Here is a 19,811-nt window from a genome sequence, read left to right on the forward strand (position 1 = left end):
ACTCCTCATGCCTCTCACCCAGCTCGAACCGAATGCCGCCCTCATCATCATCGATCTTCAGAAGGGCATTACCGCAATGCCTGTCTCGCATCCGGTCTCCGATGTGATCCAGCGCTCGGCGGAGCTCGCCAGGGCCTTTCGCGAGCGCGGCCTGCCGGTGGTACTGGTGAATGTCGCCGGAGCAGCACCGGGACGCACCTCGCGTCCGCGCCCGGACTTCTCGCAGTTCCCCGCCGACTTCGCCGAGCTGGTGCCGGAGCTCGACGCGCAGCCGACAGATCATCGTGTCACCAAGCACGCCTTCGGAGCCTTTCCCGGAACAGGTCTCGACGACTACCTCCGCAGCCGCGGCGTCACGCAGATCGTGCTCACAGGTGTTGCCACGACGATCGGCGTAGAGTCGACGGCGCGCAGCGCCTATGACCACGGCTATCACATCGTCTTCGTCTCTGATGCCATGGCCGACCTGAGCGCCGCGGCGCACACCCATAGCATCGAGAATATCTTCCCGCGCATGGGAGAGATCGACACCACGGAAACAGTGCTGGCCAGGCTCCGCGCCTGAAAAACGGCGTGCATTTGTCACCAACATGGTGACAAATGCACGCCGCACTTCTTTACGGATGAACGAAAGTACGAATGAACGGAAGAGCAGCAGGGCGAGGCAGCTCATCTCCTCTCTTCGTCCGCCCGGCGTTCGATCCCTTCCAGCAGCTTACGCCGGCACGCCCGCCATTCCTCAGCCGTCTGCTCCCAGAGCTCCGCAGGCATCACGCCTCCGACGTAGCCATCTTCCATCCGCTCCACCACCCGCATTCCCGTCTTTTCCGAGATACGGCGCGAGGCAACATTCCTGGTCGCCTTCGGCACGCGCAGCACCGCTTCGCCCAGCGCATCGAACCAATAGTCATTCACAGCGGCCACGGCTTCCGTCATAAGCCCGCGCCCATGCCACGGCATCCCCAGCCAGAAGCCTCGATTTGTCTTTTCACCCCGAACCAGGCAGATGGAGCCGATGATCCGGCCAGGCGCCTCCTTCAGCCGAAGCGTCCAATGCCATTCCCTGCCCTCAGCCATCGCCGGGAGCGCAGAGTCGCGGTAGTAGCTCAGGCAGCCGCTGTCCGGAAATGGCCATGGCACGCGGCTGTTCAGGTATTGCACGATCTCCCACCGCGCGAAGAGCGGCTGCGTCTGCTCCGCATCTTCCAGCCGCAGCGGCTGCAGCATCATCCGCAATGTCGTAAGCGCAGGCACCATCCCGACACTGTATCAATACGCCAGTACATCGTCAGGGAACTATTGCGCTTTCACCTGCGTACACTCCTCACGGTGCGCCACGCGCCCCACCTCATGGCTCCATGGAGGCCGTATGACGCTGTTTGGAAACCAGCTGCAGCAGGTGCTGCGGCGACTTGGACGCGCCCCGCTCTTCACCGCCATCACGCTGCTCACCCTCGCCATCGGAGTCGGCGCGAATACGGTCATCTTCAGCGTGGTGAACGGCATCCTGCTCAAGCCCCTGCCCTACCCTCATCCCGAGCAGCTCATCGGAGTCTGGTATCGCGCCGACGGCGTCAACATCCCCCAGCTCAACATGTCGGCGGCAAACTACTTCATCGACCGCGAGCAGAACACCACCCTGCAGGACATCGGCATTTATGACGGGGATGCCTTCGATATCACCGGCGGCAATGCTCCGGAGCGCGTAAGCGGCGCCGATGTCACCGACGGCACGCTGCCCATCCTCGGCGCGCAGCCCGTGCTTGGCCGGCTCTTCAGCCGGCAGGATGATTTACCCAACGCCCCGCACACGATCCTTATCTCGTATGGATACTGGCAGCGGAAGTTCGGCGGCGCACGGAGTGTCCTCGGCCGCACGCTGGTTGCCGACGGACAGATGCGCCAGATCATCGGCGTGCTGCCCAAGGGTTTCCATGTCGCCGACCTCGACGACGCCGATATCTACGCGCCCATGCAGATCGATCGGGCTAAGGTGCATCTCGGCGGCTTCAACGACCGCGCCGTTGCCCGCCTCAAACCCGGCATAACGCTCCAGCAGGCCTACGCCGACCTGGCGCACCTGCAAGCCGTCACGCTGCGCTCTTTCCCCACTCCGGAGGGATTCAGCCTCGAGCTCTTCCAGAAAGCAAATATTCATCCCCTGCTCCGTCCGTTCAAGCAGGACGTGATCGGCGACATCGGCAACATGCTCTGGGTGCTGATGGGCTCAATCGCCATGGTGCTGCTTGTCGCCTGCGCGAATGTAGCCAACCTGCTGCTGGTACGCGTGGAAGGGCGCCGCCAGGAGCTGGCCGTGCGTTCCGCGCTCGGCGCAGGCTGGATGCAGATCGCCCGTGAGCTGCTCGTCGAGAGCTTTGCCCTCGGCATCGCGGGAAGCCTGCTCGGCCTTGCCCTTGCATGGGGAGGACTTCACGTCCTGCTTGCCATCGCACCGGAGGGGCTGCCCCGCGTGCATGAAATCGGCATCGACCTGCCCGTGCTGCTCTTTACTGTAGGACTTGCGCTCTTCACCAGCCTGCTCATTGGCGCGATTCCGGTTTTCAAATACGCGGGCACGGGGATCAATGCCACACTGCGCGAAGGCGGCCGCTCCCTGAGCCAGAGCCGCGAGCGGCATCGCGCGCGCAAAACGCTGGTGGTGGTGCAGGTGGCGCTCGCATTGGTACTGCTCATCTGTTCCGGCCTCATGATCCGCACCTTCCGCGCGCTCTCGCATGTCTCGCCTGGCTTCACGCATCCGGAAACGCTGCAGACCTTCCGCTTTTATATTCCCGAAAACCGTGTACCCGACGCGCAGGGAGACCGCGTGATCCGCATGGAGCAGGAGATTCGCGATAAGCTCGCAGACCTGCCCGGCGTTTCTTCGGCAGCGATCGCCAGCTCCGTGCCTATGGATGGCCGCTACTCCATGGACCCGGTCTTTGCGCAGGATCACACCTATGGACAGGGCGAGCTGCCCCCCATCCGTAAGTTCATGCATGTCTCGCCCGGAGCCTTCGACACACTCGGCACCCGTATTCTTGCCGGACGCGACTTCACCTGGAGCGACAACTACGACCGGCATCCGGTGGCTGTCATCTCCGAAAATTTCGCCCGCGAATATTGGAAGAGCCCGGTCAATGCGCTCGGCAAGCATATCCGCGCAAGCAGCACAGATGACTGGCGCGAGATCGTCGGAGTCGTCGAAGACGTGCATGCCTCTGGCGTCGACAAACCTGCTGAATCCACCGTCTACTGGCCGCTGCTGAGCGATCATCTGGAAGGCCAGCCCACCGAGGTAGAGCGCTACGTCACATACATCGTGCGCAGCCCCCGCGCCGGCTCGCAGACCTTCATTCATGAGCTCCAGCAGCAGGCGTGGTCGGTTGAGAATGAAGTTCCAATCTCCGGCGAACGCACGGAAGCCGAATACCTTCGCCAGTCGATGGCGCGCACCTCGTTCACACTGGTCATGCTCTCAGTCGCCGGATCGATGGCGCTGCTGCTTGGCGTCATCGGCATCTACGGGGTGATCGCGTACTCGGTCTCGCAGCGTACCCGCGAAATCGGCATCCGCATGGCGCTCGGCGCGCAGCGCGAATCGCTCACCGGGCTCTTTGTACGCCAGGGCATGATGCTCACCGGCATCGGTGTCGCCTGCGGTCTGGTCGCTGCCTTCCTTTCCATGCGGCTGATGTCATCGCTGCTCTTCGGAGTGAGCCCGATGGACCCGCTGACCTATGCGGCAATCAGTATCGCCGTCCTCTTAGCGGCATGGCTGGCCTGCTATCTGCCCTCGCGACGGGCAGCCTCCATCAACCCGGTGCAGGCACTGCGTTCGGAGTAGAGAAAACCTGGATGCCCCGTCCAAGCTTCGCTTGGGCGGGAAGTACGGTGCATCGCAAGGCGCAGATTGAGATTGCAAATTCAGGCATACAACCAGACTTACTACCCGTACAGTTACACATTCATCGCGCGTTGCGATAGATCATCTCCAGCAGCTCGTCATACATGGCTTCCTTTTCCTGCTGCGTGCCGGTTTCTATGGCATGCGTAGCGCAGTGCGCCAGGTGATTGCGCATCAGCGCGCGAGCCACGGCTCGCAATGCCTCCTGTGCCGACGAAACCTGCATGAGAATATCCGCGCAGTAGCGATCGTCCTCGACCATCTTGCGAATGCCGCGGATCTGGCCCTCGATGCGGCTCAGGCGCCGGAGGTTTGAAGCGCGAATCTCGGGATCGACGCCCACAGCCTTACGCTCTTCGCCCTTTGTGCCATGCACTGCGCAGGCATGGACCACGTCAGCCTTCGCCACAGCCTCGCTCTTTTTCTTTGCTGCCATCGTCTCCCTCACCCCAACCGCATCCGGCTGAGCCGGACAGAATTCATCACTACGCTGAACGAACTGACAGCCATCGCCGCGCTCGCCAATACCGGGCTCAACAAAATCCCGAATGCCGGATACAACACACCCGCCGCAACCGGAATACCCACGGCATTGAAGATGAGCGCCCAGAAAAGATTCTGCCGCATCACGCGCATCGCGCTGCGGGAAAGCGCCAGCGCCGTCGTGACGGAATGCACATCGCTGCGCATCAGTGTGACCTCGCCCGCCTCAAGCGCCACATCCGAACCGGAGGCCATGGTCACACCCACGTCAGCCAGCGCCAGCGCAGGAGCATCATTCACGCCATCACCTACCATCGCCACCACGCGACGCTCCCCCCGCAACTTCCGCACCGCCTCCACCTTGCCTTCGGGCAATACTCCGGCAATCACCTCGCTGAGCCCGACAGCATGCGCCATGGCTTGCGCCGTGCGCTCGTTATCGCCGGTCAGCATGACTACCCGGAGCCCCAGCGCACGCAGCCCGGCAACTGCCGCAGCCGCATCGGGCTTGATCGTATCCGCAACCGCGACAATTCCCTTCGCAAGGCCATCGACTGAAACCCACAGGGCTGTCTGTCCCGCATGCGCGGCATCATCGGCAACGTCCGCCAGCTCCGCGGTAGACACGCTGTATTGCTCCATCAGTGTCCGACTGCCGACAAGCACGGCGTGCCCCTCAACCATACCGCGAACACCCAGCCCGGTCAGCGCCTCGAAATGCTCAGCCTCCGGCATGCCTTCGCCCGCACGGCGCAGCAGAGCTCCCGCCAGCGGATGCTCACTTGCCCGCTCGAGTGAAGCGGCCATGCGCAGAACTTCGTCTTGATTTGTACCGATAACAGTGACAATTTCCACCACCTCGGGCCGGCCCTGCGTCAGCGTGCCTGTCTTATCGAAGACCACGGTGTCCACCTTCGCCAGCCGCTCGAGCGGTGCGCCGCCCTTGATTAACAGCCCTTCGCCTGCGCCACGGCCAGTCGCCACCATCACCGCGGTCGGCACGGCAAGGCCCATCGCACAGGGACAGGCAATCACCAGCACGGCCACGGCAGCAGCAACCGCCTGTGCTGCACCTGCGGCAGGGTCGAAAATTCTCCAGGCGAGCAGTGTCACCACAGCGATGCCCAGCACTGCCGGCACAAAGATCGCACTCATGCGATCAGCAAGATTCTGGATAGGCGCGCGCGAGCCCTGCGCCTCGCGCAGTAGTCGCACAATCTGCTCGAGCGTGCTCTCAGCGCCCACGGTGGTCGCACGATAGCGCAGCACGCCGCGCTGGTTCATCGTGCCGCCCATCAGCCTGCTGCCGGCATTTTTTTCTACCGGCATTGCCTCGCCGGTCAGCATCGACTCATCGACGCTGCTATGCCCCGCGATGACCTCGCCATCCGCAGGCACGCGCTCACCAGGGCGCACGATGATCGTCTCTCCGGCGCGAATCTCTTCGAGAGGCACGTCCACCTGCGCACCATCGCGCACCACGCGCGCCGTAGCCGGACGCAACGCCGCCAGTCGATGCAGCGCGGCCACAGCCTGTCCCTTGGCCCGCGCCTCAAGCGTGTTGCCGGTAAGCACGAAGCCGAGAATCAGTAGGCCCGCCTCGTAGTAAACGTCAAGCGCAACACCATGCGACAGGAACCATTGCGGAACCACGGTAGCCGCGGCGGAATAAAGAAAGGCAGTACCTGTACCCAGAGCCACCAGCGTATTCATATCCGCGGCGCGATGGAGCAGAGCACTCCATGCCTTCACGTAAAATCGCCGGCCAGACCAGGCGATGATCGCGACGGAGAGCACCAGCAGGCTCCAGCGCAGGATTTGAGGAGACAGCGCGAAGAGCCATGGCGCGATGCTGTGCAGCACGGGATCGACGAAGCGCATGGCCCAGCCCAGAACCGGATCATGCGCCGCATGCGATGTGTGCCCGGCGGTCATCAGCGGCATGGACAGCAGCATCGCCACAGCGCCTGCGGCGACTGTAACGACGGCCTTACGGCGCAAGGCACGATACTCTGCCGCCTGTGCCTTGTCTTCGCGCTCCTGCGTCGAAACAGCAGAGGCATCGGCAATGGGCATCTCCGCGCCATAGCCGGTGCTGCGCACCTTTTCCACCAGCGCCGCAATCGAGGTGGCCGAGGGATCGAAGCTCACCGTGGCCTGATGCAGCATCAGGTTCACGGTCGCCTCGCGCACACCGCGCTCCGCGCCCAGCGTCTTCTGCACGAAGGCCTGGCAGGCCGCACAGGTCATCCCGGTAACCGGGAAGCTCACCCGTTCGAGACCTTCCTGCTGCTTCTCTGCTGTGCCACCCGCCATACTGCCCTCCTGGTCGCTAACAGGCTCTAGCGCGCTACGCGTGTAGCAAAACCGATCTGGCTCACCGCAGCCGCGGCCTCTTCCGGCGTAACGCCCGCACCGAGCGCAACCTCTGCCGAGCCCACCTGCACCGACTTCACCTTCGCACCGGCCACTCCTTCCAGCGCCTGGGTCACACGCCGCACGCACGCCCCGCAATGCATGCCCTCGATTGCCAGCTTTACCGTGTCCTCTGCCATCTTTCTTTTCTCCCTCCAATCCTCTGATGCCTATACCCCCCAAGGGTATTCAAAAATCCTCTTGAAAAGCAAAAACCGCTGCCTTGGCAGCGGTGAACTCATAGAAATGACAATGGAAGCAGGCTCAGCTGCCGCGCACGCCAATGGCGCGTTCGCGCTCGAGTTCGCGCGTCTTGAGCACGATGAAGTACTCATAGATGGACTGCAGCGTGGCGTAGGCGATGCCCGCCGAACCATCCAGCAGCGCGCGGCGCACGAACATCATGTATGCCCACTTGAGCAGCGGCCGCGCCGGCATGCGATAGAAGAGCGCCTTCTGCGCCACGCGGCGGGCATGGAAATCCTTCGCGAAAAGCGCGACCCGCCACGACGCCTGCGCCCGCGAGAGCCCGTCGGCAACCACGCGTGCTTCCATCGTCGAGTAGACATTGTGCTTCTCGATCCAGTGGCGAATGCCCTTCGAGAACGGATAATGATCGAGCGTAGCCGTCAGGTCACCCACTCCGCCATCTACCTCGAGCACTTCGTTGATCTCCCGCATATAGCGGGCGCGGCCGCGCCGCACCAGGCGGATATAAAACGGAGAGATCTGGGCATGCTTCAGCCAGGTACCCATAAAGAAGTCGCGGCGGCGAAGCCGGTAGCCATTCACCTCCGGCGAAACCGACGCCACCCTGCGCTGCATCTCCACCGCCAGCTCCGGGGTGGGTCGCTCGTCCGCATCGAGGATGAAGATCCATTCGTATTTGAAGGGCAGTCCTTCGAGGGCCGCGTTCCTCTGCCGCGCATAGCCATCGAAGGCCCGCTGCGTAAAGTGTGCTCCGTGCGCAGCGGCAATCTCACCGGTGCGATCGGTGCTCACCGAGTCAAAGACGTGCACGTCGTCGGACCAGGCCACGCTCTCGAGGCACCCAGGCAGGTCCTGCTCTTCATTCCGCGTCAGGATGAGAACGGATATCACGAACCGAATTCCAGTGAGGAAATCATAGGGCCATTGTAGTGATGAGCCGCGTGTTTTCTCTTTGCCCCCCTCCCCCTGTAAACTCACAAACGTGATGGATGCACCGATTGGCTGTGGCACTGCCCTCGTCACTCCCTTCCGCGCCGATGGGAGCCTCGACGAACACACGCTCTACAACCTTGCGCAATGGCAGGTAGAAAGCGGTATTGACTGGATTGTCGCCTGCGGCACAACCGCTGAGACGCCGACGCTGACCGACGAGGAGTGGCTGCGGGTGATCCGCATCATTGCCGAGGCTGTCGCCGGGCGCGTCCCCGTCTGGGCCGGGGCTACGCATAACTCCACGCGCGAGGCCGCACACCGCGCCGCGCTGGCCGCGCAGATCCCCGGCGTCACCGCCATCCTTTCGGCGAACCCGTACTACAACAAGCCCAATCAGCAGGGCCAGTTCGAGCACTTCCGCGCCGTCGCCCAGGCGACCCAGCTGCCGGTAATCCTCTACAACATTCCCGGCCGCACCGGAACAAACCTCGAACCGGCGACCGTGCTCCAGCTGATCGACGCCGCTCCGAACATCGCCGGCGTTAAGGAATCGAGCGGCAATCTGCCGCAGATCACCGAGTTGCTCACGCTGGTCCCGCGCAGCTTCCATGTTTATGCCGGCGATGACAACATGGCCCTCGGCGTCATCGCCCTTGGCGGCTCAGGCCTGGTCTCGGTCGCCTCAAACCAGATCCCCGGCGCTATGGCCGAGATGATCCACGCCGCGCTGGCCAATGAGTGGACCACCGCCCGCCGCCTGAATCGCAAGTACTTCCGCCTGCTCCAGGCCAACTTCTGGGAGACCAGTCCCGGCCCGGTGAAGGCCATCATGACCATGATGGGCAAGCTTGAAGAGCACTACCGCCTGCCGATCGTTCCAGTCGCGCCTTCGACCCGCGCCAGACTCGAGCGACTGGCCGGAGAGCTGGGCCTGTTAGTGCACGGACCGCAGGTCGACGGCGATCCGGGTTTGTTCTAGCCGCAGGGGACGCGACGTAGTCCCGGCTTCCCTTCAACACCAGACCTTTTAAAGTCCCGCAAAGATAGCTCCGGAAAGGAATCCTGGGTTATCCCAAAGCATCTGGATCGCGACCAAAGGGAGCGGAGGCCGAAGGCGATCCGCCCTGCGCGCAGCAGCCGAAGGCGATCCACCCTGTGCGCAGCTGGTCCGGTAAACTTGAATCAAATGTCTGAAAGCACCCTGAAGTCCCCAGCTCTGCAATCACAGATTGAGCACCACTTCGCCGCCGGGCCGGCCGCCATTGGCGACGCTGCCGCCATCGCCGCCTTCCTTGAACTTCGCTCGGCCCTCGAGGCCGGCACCTTGCGCTCGGCCGAGCCCGACGCGACCCACCCCCTGGGCTGGCGCGTCAATGCCTGGGTCAAGCAAGGCATCCTGCTCGGCTTCCGCCTCGGCCATCTTGAAGCCGCAGGCTCCGATCTTTCCTTCGTCGACAAGCACACCTATCCGGCGCGCATCTTCACCGCCGAGCAGGGCATTCGCATCGTCCCCGGCGGGTCGTCTGTTCGAGCAGGAGCGTATCTGGCCAAATCCGTGGTCTGTATGCCTCCCATGTATGTGAACGTCGGCGCTTACGTCGATGAGGGCACCATGGTCGACTCGCACGCCCTGGTCGGCAGCTGCGCCCAGATTGGCAAGCGCGTGCACCTGAGTGCCGCGGCGCAGGTCGGCGGCGTACTCGAGCCGGTCAACGCCAGCCCCGTCATCCTTGAAGACGATGTGCTCGTCGGCGGCAACTGCGGCGTCTATGAAGGCACCATCGTGCGCAAGCGCGCCGTGCTCGCGGCCGGTACTATCCTTACCCGCGGCACACCGGTCTATGACACGGTGAACGGCACCGTACTGCGCGCCACGGCCGAAACGCCGCTCATCATCCCCGAGAATGCCGTCGTCGTCCCCGGCTCGCGCTCCATCCAGAAGGGCAAGGCCGCCGAATGGGGTCTCAGCGTCTACACACCGGTCATCGTAAAGTACCGCGACGAGAAGACCGACCTCAGCGCCACGCTCGAAGACCTGCTGCGCTAAGCCTGTCGACATAGAAACGCATAGAGAATAAAAACTTAACGCCAAATTGTCATCCCGACCGAAGCGAGCCAAAGGCGAGCGAAGTGGAGGGACCTGCGGTTAACGCCTGTCCGGGTAGGAAACCACTGGCTTCTCCACTCCGCAGGACAATAAAGCTGTCCTGCTCCGGTCGAAATGACCATGATTTGCCTGGGCTATAGGTCGATACCCCTAACGCATCTCCAGATCTGCAAAAGGCTCCGCCAAAACCGGAGCCTATCTTTATTCCCTGTATCTGCTCCGGTACGCGCCACTTTTCAATCCTGCCTCCGTCGATATATGGTAGGCAGTCGCTCTGCGTCCGGGCCGTTTCGACCCCGCCGGGCGGCCGCATCGAATGTTTTGGAGTACCTGCTTATGTCGACCACCTTGCTGCATCCCGAAGTTGCTCTTCCGAAAGACTTTCTTCCCCTCAACGGCACCGATCACGTCGAATTTTATGTGGGAAATGCCCGTCAGGCGGCCTACTTCTACCGTGCCGCCTTTGGCATGAAGCTCGTCGCCTACGCCGGTCCCGAGACCGGACGCCGCGATCGCGCCTCCTATGTCCTGCAACAGGGCAAAATCCGCTTCGTTCTCACTACCGCGCTCCGTCCTGATGGCGAGATCGCGCAGCATGTCCACATTCACGGTGACGGTGTCCGCGACGTAGCCCTCATGGTCGACGACGCGCGGCAGGCCTGGAAGGAGACCACCAAGCGCGGCGCCCGCTCCATCCGCGAGCCCTTTGAGATGCAGGACGAGTACGGCCGCGTCCGCCTCTCCTCGATCGCCACCTATGGCGACACCATCCACACCTTTGTCGAACGCGGTGATTACGCCGGTCCGTTCCTGCCCGGCTACCGCGCCGAGCCAGAAGACCTGATCGCCCGGCCAACCGGCCTGCTCTATATCGACCACATGGTCGGCAACGTCGGCTGGAACGAGATGAACCGCTGGGTCGATTTCTACGCCGACACCCTCGGCTTCTCGCTCTATCAGCACTTCGACGACAAGGACATCTCGACCGAGTATTCGGCACTGATGTCGAAGGTGATGGCCAACGGCAACGGCCGCGTGAAATTCCCCATCAACGAGCCCGCCGAAGGTCGGCACAAGTCGCAGATCGAAGAGTATCTCGAATTCTACCACGGCCCCGGCGTGCAGCATATCGCCATGGCCACGCACGACATCCTCTCCACCGTCTCGCAGATGCAGGCGCAGGGCATCGGCTTCCTCAAAGTCCCGCACACGTACTACACGCAGCTCGAGCAGCGCATCGGCAAGATCGACGAACCGATCGAAGAACTCGAACGCCTCGGCATCCTCGTCGACCGCGACGACGAAGGCTACATGCTGCAGATCTTCACCCGGCCGGTCGAAGACCGCCCGACGCTGTTCTACGAGATCATCCAGCGCAAGGGCAGCCGCAGCTTCGGCAAGGGCAACTTCAAGGCGCTCTTTGAAGCCATTGAACGCGAACAGGCCGAGCGCGGAAACCTGTAAGGCGCATTCCGATCCGAAACCCTTTGCGAAACTTCGCGTTTGGGGGATGAAACGAAATATGGGCACCTTATCCAAACCTGATTTTGGCTTGGATAAGGTGCCGGCGTGTGCTCCAGGTCTCAACTTGAGACGTGGAAAAGCATGCTGGCCATGAAAAATGCTCTACTGAAGAGTGAACACCGCCAGCCCCGCTCCGCCCGCTGCCGCCCGCATAGAAACCCGCATCGCTCCTCTTCGCGAAAAGCTCGCCGCACACCCGCTCTATCTCGAAATCCGCACCCTGGCTGAACTCCGTCTCTTCATGGAGTCGCATGTCTTTGCCGTGTGGGATTTCATGAGCCTGCTCAAGAGCCTGCAGCGCACGCTCACCTCGGTCTCTGTGCCATGGGTGCCGACACCGTTTCCAGCCAGCCGCCGCTTCCTCAATGAAATCGTCCTCGGCGAGGAGAGCGACCTCTACGACGGCCAGCCGGCAAGTCACTTTGAAATGTACCTGTCCGCCATGCGGCAGGCGGGAGCCTCAACCGCCGCTATCGATGCGCTGCTCGGCAACGCACCGACCGGCAACGTGATCTTCGCCGCCGAGACACCCGCCGAGGCCCGTGCCTTCGTTGAGGACACCTTCCGCATCATCGAGCGCGGCTCACCCGCGGCACAGGCCGGAGCCTTTGCCTTCGGCCGCGAAGATCTGATCCCGGCGATGTTCCGCGCGTTGGTCCGCGACCTCAATCATGAGCTCAGCGGACGGCTTGACCGCTTTGTCTGGTATCTCGAGCGCCACATCGAGGTCGATGGCGATGACCACGGACCGCTTGCCCTGGGCATGGTCGCCGACCTCTGCGGCGACTCCGCAGAGCGATGGGAAGAAGCAGCCAGAGCCGCGGAAACAGCACTGCAATCGCGACTGGCGCTGTGGGATGGCATCCTCTCGCGCATCGAGAAGCATCGCGTCATAAGCGGCTGATAACCGCTCCAGACACGGACTTATGCGTTATTCTGATGACCACCATGCGCCCATGCCGAAGCCTTCTCCCGCTCGCCCTCGCCTTCATGCTCGGACTCTCCGCCTACGCGTCGGACACACCGGTCGGCAAGGAAGACCCGATGGTGAAAGGTACGCACACCAAGGTCGGAGATCAGTCGCCCGCGGTCGCAGTCGATGAGCTATCCGGAGACACCTTCAACCTTGCGCACGAGAAGGGCAAGGTCGTACTCGTGAATTTCTGGGCCACATGGTGCGGTCCATGCCAGATCGAGATGCCGCGCCTCGAGAAGGAAGTCTGGGAGAAGTACAAATCGAATCCGCATTTCGCGATGGTCGCCATCGCCCGTGAGCAGACGAAGGATGTGGTCGCCGGCTTTGCCGCCAAACACACCGCTTACACCTTTCCGCTCGCCTACGATCCGCAGCGCGATGTCTACAAGCACTTCGCCGACATCGGCATTCCACGCAGCTACGTCATCGACCGCCACGGCGTGATCGTCTTCCAGAGCGTCGGCTACACCGATGCCGATTTTGCCGGACTTGAGGCCGCACTCAGCAAAGCACTCGCAACGAATTAGCCCCTCTCGACAGAAACAGAAACGGCCGGAAACACATAGCTTCCGGCCGTTTCTGCGGGTAAGCCCCAAGGCTCTAATCGAGTCCGAAACAGAAGGCCTGCATCGAACCCTGTGTCATCAGCGCGTATTCGCCCGGTGCGAGCGGCGCGGCAGGAATCACCTTCACCGATCCGGTTCCATATTTGGCAAAGTTCATGGATATCTGCTCGCCTGCAAGCGTGCTCTTGCCGCCTGTAAACAGGTGCGCCTTTGCCACCTGCACCTCACGCTTTCCCTTCTTCGGCGTGAGCTGGTAAAGGTGCACTACCGTCGAAGGATCGATGTCCGGACTGGGCAGTTTGACGATCATGGGAGGCAGCGTCGCGGCAGTAAAGCGCACCGGAGACTTCTCGCCCTCGACGGCATAGACGGTTTCAGCGCCGCCATAGCCCAGACCGTGCACCTTGGTCGCTGCGGCCATCTGCTGCTGCTCGAGCGGCTTGAGGCTCCCATCCGGCGCGAGCGCACGAAAACTGTTGATATATTCCGGCTCCTGCGCCGCGCTGGCGGCAGGAGCGCTCTGTACCGGTCCTCCAACCCCGGTCCACAGCAGAAACGACAAAACGGCCACTTTTACGTACATGTGCCTGCTCCGCTTTCCACATCTGAATTGTCCAAGGGGGGAGTCGCCGACAGTATGCCACAGGCGCTGTTGTCTTCCCGCAAATTCCTGCCGGGCCTGCAAACGCAAACGGGGACACGGCACGTGCCGTATCCCCGTTCGCTTTTCCCCTGCCGGGAAACTCGTCAGAGTCTAAGAGCCTGTTATGAACTTTCCCGCGGCGGACGCTGGGAGCCAATTTTTACGAGGTCGAGGAGCGAGTTGCGACGGATATCGGGCCATATCCGAGCAGCGAGCGACGAAGAGATCGGGAAAATTGGCCCCAGCCCTGAAGGGTTGCGGGGAAAATCGGCCCATACTTCGTTGTCGGCCTCGCCTAGGAATCGCCTATGTCTTCGTCCTCCGCCTCGTCTGGGCCGATTTTCCCGCGCAACGCCGCCCGCGCGAAAGTTCATAACAGGCTCTAAAAGTTCCACGACATCGTAGCGTGAAGCGTACGCGGATCGCCCGGCTTCACGTAGATATCGTTGTAGGAGCCGGAGGCGTAGCGCTCGTTGAGCAGGTTCTCCGCGTTGAACTGCCACAGTGCGTGGCCGCGGTGATAGCTCACCGAAGTTTCCATCAGCCCATAGCCGGGCAACTGGAAGCTGTTCTCGAGATCGCCAGCCTGATCGGTGTAATGGTGACCGCCGACGCCGAATGCGAGTCCCCGCACTACACCGCGCGGAATCTCATAGGTGGTCCACAGGTTCAGAATGTTCCGTGGCGCGTTCAGAGTCGGCGTGCCGGAAGCAATCGTCGTGTCCTTGGTCACCTCGGCATTTACATAGGAATACGCCGCAGTCACGTTCCATCCTGTCATCGGATGCAGAGCGGTTTCGAACTCCACGCCGCGGCTGCGCTGCGCGCCGGTCACCACGTAGTAGTTCGGATGGGTTTCGTCCGTCGTCGCCACGTTGTTGCGGTTCAGCTGGAAGATCGCAGTCGTCGCCGTCACGCGGCCACCCCAGAATGAGCTCTTGGTACCGCCCTCCCACTGCTGACCGCGCTCGGGCGGCAGATAGCTGCCGGATGTCGTGCCGTTATAGACGCTGCCCGACTGCGGCAGATACGACTTGCTGAAGCTCGCATAGAACGTCGTCGACGGGATCGCCTCCCAGGTCACGCCCACGCGCGGTGTCTCGCCCGTGCCGTTCTGGTTAGCTTCGCCTCGGCTCTCGTTCTTGGCAAAGTCGATGCGCCCACCGGCCGTCACCGTAATGTGATGGGGCAGACGGACATGATCCTGCAGGTAGACGCCCATGTACTGGGTCACTGTGAACGTATCCGAATAGAGCACCAGCTGCTGGATCGGATTCGCGCCGTATACCGGATGGAACAGATCCAGAGGTTCATAGACCGGATCGGCGAAATTGATGGAGTAACCGATTCCCGTCGAGGGACTACGGTAGACATCCAGGCCCGCGAGCACATCATGCTCCATGCCGAAGAAGGAGTGACGCAGCTCGAAGTTCGTATCCACCTCATGCGCCTGCCACGGCCCATGCCAGCTCAGCGGATAGCGATACAGCGTGCGGTCGTCCGAGGACAGATACGCCGGGTAATAGAGCCGGTTCCAGTCTTCCTGGTACCAGGCAAAGCGCGCGTTCTGGTGCAGAGAGATGCTGTCCGTCAGCTTCTGCGTAAGCTGGTAGCCGATCTGCTGCGTGGCCTGCGCCAGCCCGTTGGCATGATCCTCAAGCTCGCCGATGTAGCGGCTGATAGGAATCTGGCCGTTCGGGTTCGGCAGGATAAGGCCCACGGCCGGCAGCGGCATGGCCATGCGTCCGTTATCGCGCTCCGCGCGGCCCAGCAGCGTCAGCTGGGTCGACGGGCTCGGCCTCCACGTCAGCGAAGGCTCCAGGTAGTAGCGGTTGCGGTGCGTGTAATCGACGAAGGTGTCTGCTGAGTGGAACAGGCCCGCGAAACGCCCATACAGCGTGCCCGAAGAGTTCAACTCCCTGCCCGCGTCCACCGCCGGATCGATAAAGTTGAAAGAGCCGCCCGTCAGCTGCACATGCGCGAAGTTGGCCGGCACCGGCTTGCGCGTAACCAGGTTGACCAGTCCACCCAGCGGGCTCTGTCCGTAGAGCGCGGAGGAAGGCCCCTTGAGCACCTCGACCGACTCCAGTCCCCACATCTCCTCACTCACGCCGTTGCCGCTGCGTAGCCCGTCGATATAGGTATTGAACGAGGCATCGAAGCCCCGGATGCGGTAGTAGTCGTAGTTGTCGTAGTAACCGCCCGCCATCACGCCGGAGACATTGCGCAGCGCCTGCTCCAGGGTCACCACCCCTTCGGCATCCATCTGCTGGCGGTTCACCTCGCTGATCGACTGTGGAACCTCGTTCAACGGCAGTTCCGTCTTCGTTCCGCCATTCGAGACCGACGTGGCGTACTCATTGCCCGCCGTCACCGTCACCGAGCTCGTCACGTGGCCCATTTGCAGCTTCGGATTCACAATCGTCCCGGTGGCCGTGTCCTCCACGGCCACGCTCTGGGTCGTGCTGCCAAAGCCCTTGGACTCCACCACCATCTGGTAACGGCCAGCCGGGACTGCGAGGCTGAAGCTTCCGGCAGCATCGGAAGTCGCCGTCGCCTGGAAAGCATCGCAGGTCAGCGTCAGCTCAGCATGGGCCACGCCCGCTCCCGAGGGATCGGTTACCACGCCGGAAAGCCTCCGCAGCGGCGCGGTTGCGGCTCCAGGTGCCGGACATCCGGCCGGCACGTTCTCCGCAACCACAGCCGGCATCTCAGCCGTATTTTTTCCATCTTCGGCCCAAAGCAATCCTGCACCTGCAACCAGCCCCATCAGCGCCATCCAGGGCGCGCATGCCAACAACCCAGCCTTACCCAACTTCAAAGTCATCCTGCTGAAACCCTTCAACTTGTCGTGTATTTCAGGCGTCTTCCGGATCTGTTTCCATCCGCGCCTGCCAGAAACCGCACAGCACACCAAAAGCGAGCTGCAGTCCATATAGGACCAATCCAGTCCTCATTAAATAGGACCAAATCAGTCCTAGTCAACCCCAGGTAGGGAGAAACAACCCCCAAGCGGCTGAGAATGCGTTCTGAAAAGACAAATGAGAAGTGCAGACGGAATGCCCCCGAAGGGCTGCTTGTTGCCAGGGAAAGCAGAAGGAGCTACAGCCTCCCCTTCAAGCCAACTTTAGACTTGAAGGGGAGGCTGTAGCTCTATTCGCGACCAAAGGGAGCGGGTGCCGAAGGCGGAAGACCTGGACGGCCAGTCCCGCGGGTGGACCACTCAAACCCGAAGTTGGCTTGAGTGGGAAAGCACAGAAGCCAGCTTTGGGGTTCATGCCTTCCCACCCAAGCGGAGCTTGGATGGGGCACCCGTTTCCGTCTCAGCCCCATAGAAAAATCCAAAATCGCGACCAAAGGGAGCGGAGGCCGAAGGCGGAAGACCGCACGAAGTGCCTAGCGTTTCAGCAGGTCGACCGGCTCATTCACATCCGTGACCCGGAAGTAGCGGGCCAGTGCCGGATGCCGGACCTCGACAGCCTTGTACATCTCCCAGGCCACGCGGCGATAGGAGAAGTGTCCCTGCGGCGCCGAACGTAGCTCGGAGATGTAGAGCGCCTCGGCAAAGTCCATCTTGAAGAGCGAACGATTGCGTGTGCCCAGCGGCAGCAGGTACTGCGCCCGCTCGGCCGCTTCGGGCACCGGTCCGGCAGCCAGCTTCTCATAGGCGGCGTGGGCCGCCGTCATCGCCTCGCTGTAACGAGCCTCGAGCCCGGCCTCGGCCAGCCCTTCAGGCACATCGAAACCATGCAGCGAGGTGAAAGACTGCATGATCTGCGTGCACTTGCGATGGCGGTGCATGTCGCGGAAGCCGCCGATATCCATGAGGATGTCGAACTTGAGCGCCTGCCCGGCGGAGAACTCGCGCAGCAGTTCGTCATGACGTCCACGATGACGGACACCGAGTGCAATGATCTCGTTGCGCCGTACTTCGTCGAGCGCGGCGACCCGCTTCTGAATCTGCCGGTAGGGATAGTGGCATGCCCCATAAAGCAGCGTCGTCGCCAGCTCGACCTCGAGGCTTGGATCGGCCTCAACGAGATCGACCACCGGGGCCGCGTCGATGGCCTCACCCGACATCAGTTCGGCAACAGCCTGCCGCAGCTCGGCGCGGGTGCGGATCTCGTACTCGTTCGGCGCCGCATACTTCACCAGCGTCGGAGCTACCTTCACCTCGCGCATCAGCAACGCTGAAGTCCGGTCGCCCAGCTCCACATCCAGCTTGCGAATTTCGTGCTGGACGCCGGCCATCTCCTCGGCACGGACATTCCAGGCCGCGCCGCTTGCCGCCACGCGCAGCTTTTCGCCCAGTTCGCGAATCTCGGCAAAGGGGCTCGAAAGCAGCCTCGAAACCTGCGTCTCGAGCGTGCGCGCATTCACAATCTGCCCCAGCGAAGTGTTGGTCGCCAGCGGCAGCAGGTAGCGCGCCACGTCAAAGGCTCGCGCCTTGAGCGTGCGCTCGTAGGCCTCGGGCTTCATCTCCTCGGGCTTTGCGACCGTGCGCTTCAGGCTCTCGGCAACGCCTTCGGCGACCTCGTGATAAGCGGCAAACAGGGAGTCTATCCCCGCCTTGAACTCCGTCTCCGAAGCCGTATCGCTGGCAAAGTCAGGCAGATACCAGCCGCTGGTGCGGAAGTTCTGATAGCGCGTCGAGCGCTCCTGCCCATCCCAGCGCTGCTCGTCCACCAGCACAATCGCCGCCAGGAGCGAGAGGCGCTCGATGGCAAAAGCCAGATGCGCCAGGTCGGCAATGGAACGATGTCCATACTGAAAATAAAAGGTATTGAGGAACTGCTCGGCGCGTTGGCTGGAGATCTCCCGGAGCGATTCCTTCATCGACAGCGCCGAGCGCGAATACTTGGCCATGGCATAGGCCAGCACCTCGGGATCGGCCCCGTGCACCGCAAAGACCTCTGTCTGGTTCCGGGGACGCTCTGCGGCGGTTCCCGCGTCGGGTTTTTCTTCCTTCACCTGCATCTGCTACAGCATACGGTATGCTCGCACTTGTGTGATGTGCTGAGCGGTTGTGCAATTCCGCGCCCCAGCCGGCTCCCCAGCTTGCCGGAACTGGTCTTTATGACGCAGAGGTCCATCTAAGAACCTGTGAGAGACGAAGGAAAGCGACGTGAACAGAGTTCAAATTCCCGTGCTGCAGCAGCAACTCTTCTCCCCTGCTCCGGGTTTATCTTTCTCAAAACAGTCGCCGCTTCCTCCATCCAACATGCGCGATATCCTCTCCGAGACCGGTCATCGTCCCTGGCCGTTACCCTCCGCACATTGGAGCATGACCCAGCGATGGAACGACCTGCTCTTCGCGCACTGGCCCGTGCCGGCCTCGCAGATCGCGCCGCTTATCCCCTCCGGCCTCACCATCGATACCTTTGACGGCTCCGCGTGGATCGGCGTCGTTCCCTTCTGGATGGACCAGATCCGCCTCCGCGGACTACCCGCCATTCCCGGGCTCAATCGCTTTCCCGAGCTCAACCTGCGCACCTATGTCCGCGAGCCGCACACCAACCTCGGCGGCGTTTATTTCTTCTCGCTCGATGCCGCCAACCCGATCGCCGTCACCATGGCCCGGACCTTCTACCGCCTGCCCTATCACTGGGCGAAGATGAAGATCGAGCATTGCGATAACCGCGAATTCCTCTACTCGAGCGAGCGCCGCTTTGCTTCCGGCCATTCGCCGGCCCGTGCCCGTTTCCGCGCCCGGTATCGCTCTCTCGGGCAGGCCTCCGACAAGCAGGGCCTCGAGCAGTTCCTCACCGAGCGCTACGCCCTCTACACTGCCGGCACAGGCAAGCCCGGCGAGCAGGATGCCATCTTCAAGGGCAACATCCATCATTTGCCCTGGCCGCTCGAACGCGCCGAGGCGGAATTCGAGATCAACGAGCTACCCGCCGCCCACGGCATCAAGCTCCCGGACATCCCTCCGGTGCTCCATTACAGCCGCGAGCTCTTCGTCTATGTGTGGGCGCTCGACCCGCTGCCCACGCTCGTGCCCAATCCGGCTGCGACACCGGTACCGGCTCCAAAGCCTTTGTAGG

General features: G+C 62.2%; 16 protein-coding genes. 8 read left to right on the plus strand and 8 right to left on the minus strand.

The annotated features are described in order from the left end of the window. Positions 1-7 precede the first annotated feature (7 nt). Entirely contained in the window at positions 8-565 is a 558-nt protein-coding gene (locus ESZ00_RS02850) for an isochorismatase family protein (protein ID WP_129206677.1), read from the plus strand. Positions 566-669: 104 nt separating this feature from the next. Here the strand turns inward: ESZ00_RS02850 and ESZ00_RS02855 are convergent, their stop codons facing one another. Further along, positions 670-1,257: a GNAT family N-acetyltransferase gene (locus tag ESZ00_RS02855; RefSeq protein WP_129206678.1), complete on the minus strand. Its 588-nt coding sequence runs from the start codon at positions 1,255-1,257 to the stop codon at positions 670-672. 112 nt (positions 1,258-1,369) lie between these two features. Between ESZ00_RS02855 and ESZ00_RS02860 the strand changes: the two genes are divergently transcribed. Beyond that, positions 1,370-3,847, plus strand: a complete 2,478-nt coding sequence (locus tag ESZ00_RS02860; protein ID WP_129206679.1) for an ABC transporter permease — start codon at positions 1,370-1,372, stop codon at positions 3,845-3,847. A gap of 121 nt (positions 3,848-3,968) precedes the next feature. Here the strand turns inward: ESZ00_RS02860 and ESZ00_RS02865 are convergent, their stop codons facing one another. From ESZ00_RS02865 to ESZ00_RS02880, 4 genes are all read right to left on the minus strand, one after another. Then, positions 3,969-4,343: a metal-sensitive transcriptional regulator gene (locus tag ESZ00_RS02865; RefSeq protein WP_129206680.1), complete on the minus strand. Its 375-nt coding sequence runs from the start codon at positions 4,341-4,343 to the stop codon at positions 3,969-3,971. An 8-nt stretch (positions 4,344-4,351) separates the two neighbouring features. Then, positions 4,352-6,706, minus strand: coding sequence for a heavy metal translocating P-type ATPase (locus tag ESZ00_RS02870; protein ID WP_129206681.1), 2,355 nt, complete (start codon positions 6,704-6,706; stop codon positions 4,352-4,354). Between the two features lie 26 nt (positions 6,707-6,732). Next, positions 6,733-6,945: a heavy-metal-associated domain-containing protein gene (locus ESZ00_RS02875; protein WP_129206682.1), complete on the minus strand. Its 213-nt coding sequence runs from the start codon at positions 6,943-6,945 to the stop codon at positions 6,733-6,735. A gap of 124 nt (positions 6,946-7,069) precedes the next feature. After that, the gene (locus ESZ00_RS02880) at positions 7,070-7,906 is read right to left on the minus strand and encodes a glycosyltransferase family 2 protein (RefSeq protein ID WP_129206683.1); all 837 of its coding nucleotides are present in this window, start codon (positions 7,904-7,906) and stop codon (positions 7,070-7,072) included. Positions 7,907-8,000: 94 nt separating this feature from the next. On the opposite strand from ESZ00_RS02880, the gene dapA reads away from it, so the two are divergent. From dapA to ESZ00_RS02905, 5 genes are all read left to right on the plus strand, one after another. Next, positions 8,001-8,927, plus strand: a complete 927-nt coding sequence (gene dapA, locus ESZ00_RS02885; protein WP_129206684.1) for a 4-hydroxy-tetrahydrodipicolinate synthase — start codon at positions 8,001-8,003, stop codon at positions 8,925-8,927. A 207-nt stretch (positions 8,928-9,134) separates the two neighbouring features. Continuing rightward, entirely contained in the window at positions 9,135-9,995 is an 861-nt protein-coding gene (locus ESZ00_RS02890; RefSeq protein ID WP_129206685.1) for a 2,3,4,5-tetrahydropyridine-2,6-dicarboxylate N-succinyltransferase, read from the plus strand. 396 nt (positions 9,996-10,391) lie between these two features. Continuing rightward, a complete protein-coding gene (gene hppD / locus ESZ00_RS02895) occupies positions 10,392-11,519 on the plus strand; it encodes a 4-hydroxyphenylpyruvate dioxygenase (protein WP_129206686.1) in 1,128 nt (375 codons plus the stop codon). 172 nt (positions 11,520-11,691) lie between these two features. Then, a complete protein-coding gene (locus tag ESZ00_RS02900) occupies positions 11,692-12,483 on the plus strand; it encodes a DUF3050 domain-containing protein (RefSeq protein ID WP_129206687.1) in 792 nt (263 codons plus the stop codon). A 44-nt stretch (positions 12,484-12,527) separates the two neighbouring features. Continuing rightward, positions 12,528-13,082 (plus strand): TlpA family protein disulfide reductase, encoded by a 555-nt coding sequence (locus ESZ00_RS02905; RefSeq protein ID WP_164981321.1) that lies wholly within the window; start codon positions 12,528-12,530, stop codon positions 13,080-13,082. A 73-nt stretch (positions 13,083-13,155) separates the two neighbouring features. On the opposite strand, the gene ESZ00_RS02910 is transcribed toward ESZ00_RS02905, so the two are convergent. The 3 genes from ESZ00_RS02910 to ESZ00_RS02920 all read right to left on the minus strand — a co-directional run bounded on the left by ESZ00_RS02910 (position 13,156) and on the right by ESZ00_RS02920 (position 18,735). Continuing rightward, on the minus strand, positions 13,156-13,704 hold the full coding sequence (locus ESZ00_RS02910; RefSeq protein ID WP_129206689.1) for a hypothetical protein: 549 nt from the start codon (positions 13,702-13,704) through the stop codon (positions 13,156-13,158). A gap of 442 nt (positions 13,705-14,146) precedes the next feature. Beyond that, positions 14,147-16,585, minus strand: a complete 2,439-nt coding sequence (locus ESZ00_RS02915; protein WP_164981322.1) for a TonB-dependent siderophore receptor — start codon at positions 16,583-16,585, stop codon at positions 14,147-14,149. A gap of 575 nt (positions 16,586-17,160) precedes the next feature. Further along, positions 17,161-18,735 (minus strand): FAD-dependent thymidylate synthase, encoded by a 1,575-nt coding sequence (locus tag ESZ00_RS02920; protein WP_229740913.1) that lies wholly within the window; start codon positions 18,733-18,735, stop codon positions 17,161-17,163. 154 nt (positions 18,736-18,889) lie between these two features. Between ESZ00_RS02920 and ESZ00_RS02925 the strand changes: the two genes are divergently transcribed. Beyond that, the gene (locus ESZ00_RS02925) at positions 18,890-19,810 is read left to right on the plus strand and encodes a YqjF family protein (protein ID WP_229740914.1); all 921 of its coding nucleotides are present in this window, start codon (positions 18,890-18,892) and stop codon (positions 19,808-19,810) included. The last annotated feature ends 1 nt before the right edge of the window (position 19,811 follow it).

The organism is Silvibacterium dinghuense (genome assembly GCF_004123295.1).
GTDB lineage: Bacteria > Acidobacteriota > Terriglobia > Terriglobales > Acidobacteriaceae > Silvibacterium > Silvibacterium dinghuense.

Coding starts and splice junctions, on each gene's coding strand:
- ESZ00_RS02875 (WP_129206682.1), bottom strand. CDS start 6,945: ATGGCAGAGGACACGGTAAAGCTGGCAATCGAGGGCATGCATTGCGGG.
- ESZ00_RS02910 (WP_129206689.1), bottom strand. CDS start 13,704: ATGTACGTAAAAGTGGCCGTTTTGTCGTTTCTGCTGTGGACCGGGGTT.
- ESZ00_RS02865 (WP_129206680.1), bottom strand. CDS start 4,343: ATGGCAGCAAAGAAAAAGAGCGAGGCTGTGGCGAAGGCTGACGTGGTC.
- ESZ00_RS02850 (WP_129206677.1), top strand. CDS start 8: ATGCCTCTCACCCAGCTCGAACCGAATGCCGCCCTCATCATCATCGAT.
- hppD (WP_129206686.1), top strand. CDS start 10,392: ATGTCGACCACCTTGCTGCATCCCGAAGTTGCTCTTCCGAAAGACTTT.
- ESZ00_RS02870 (WP_129206681.1), bottom strand. CDS start 6,706: ATGGCGGGTGGCACAGCAGAGAAGCAGCAGGAAGGTCTCGAACGGGTG.
- ESZ00_RS02890 (WP_129206685.1), top strand. CDS start 9,135: ATGTCTGAAAGCACCCTGAAGTCCCCAGCTCTGCAATCACAGATTGAG.
- ESZ00_RS02905 (WP_164981321.1), top strand. CDS start 12,528: ATGCGCCCATGCCGAAGCCTTCTCCCGCTCGCCCTCGCCTTCATGCTC.
- ESZ00_RS02860 (WP_129206679.1), top strand. CDS start 1,370: ATGACGCTGTTTGGAAACCAGCTGCAGCAGGTGCTGCGGCGACTTGGA.
- dapA (WP_129206684.1), top strand. CDS start 8,001: ATGGATGCACCGATTGGCTGTGGCACTGCCCTCGTCACTCCCTTCCGC.
- ESZ00_RS02855 (WP_129206678.1), bottom strand. CDS start 1,257: ATGGTGCCTGCGCTTACGACATTGCGGATGATGCTGCAGCCGCTGCGG.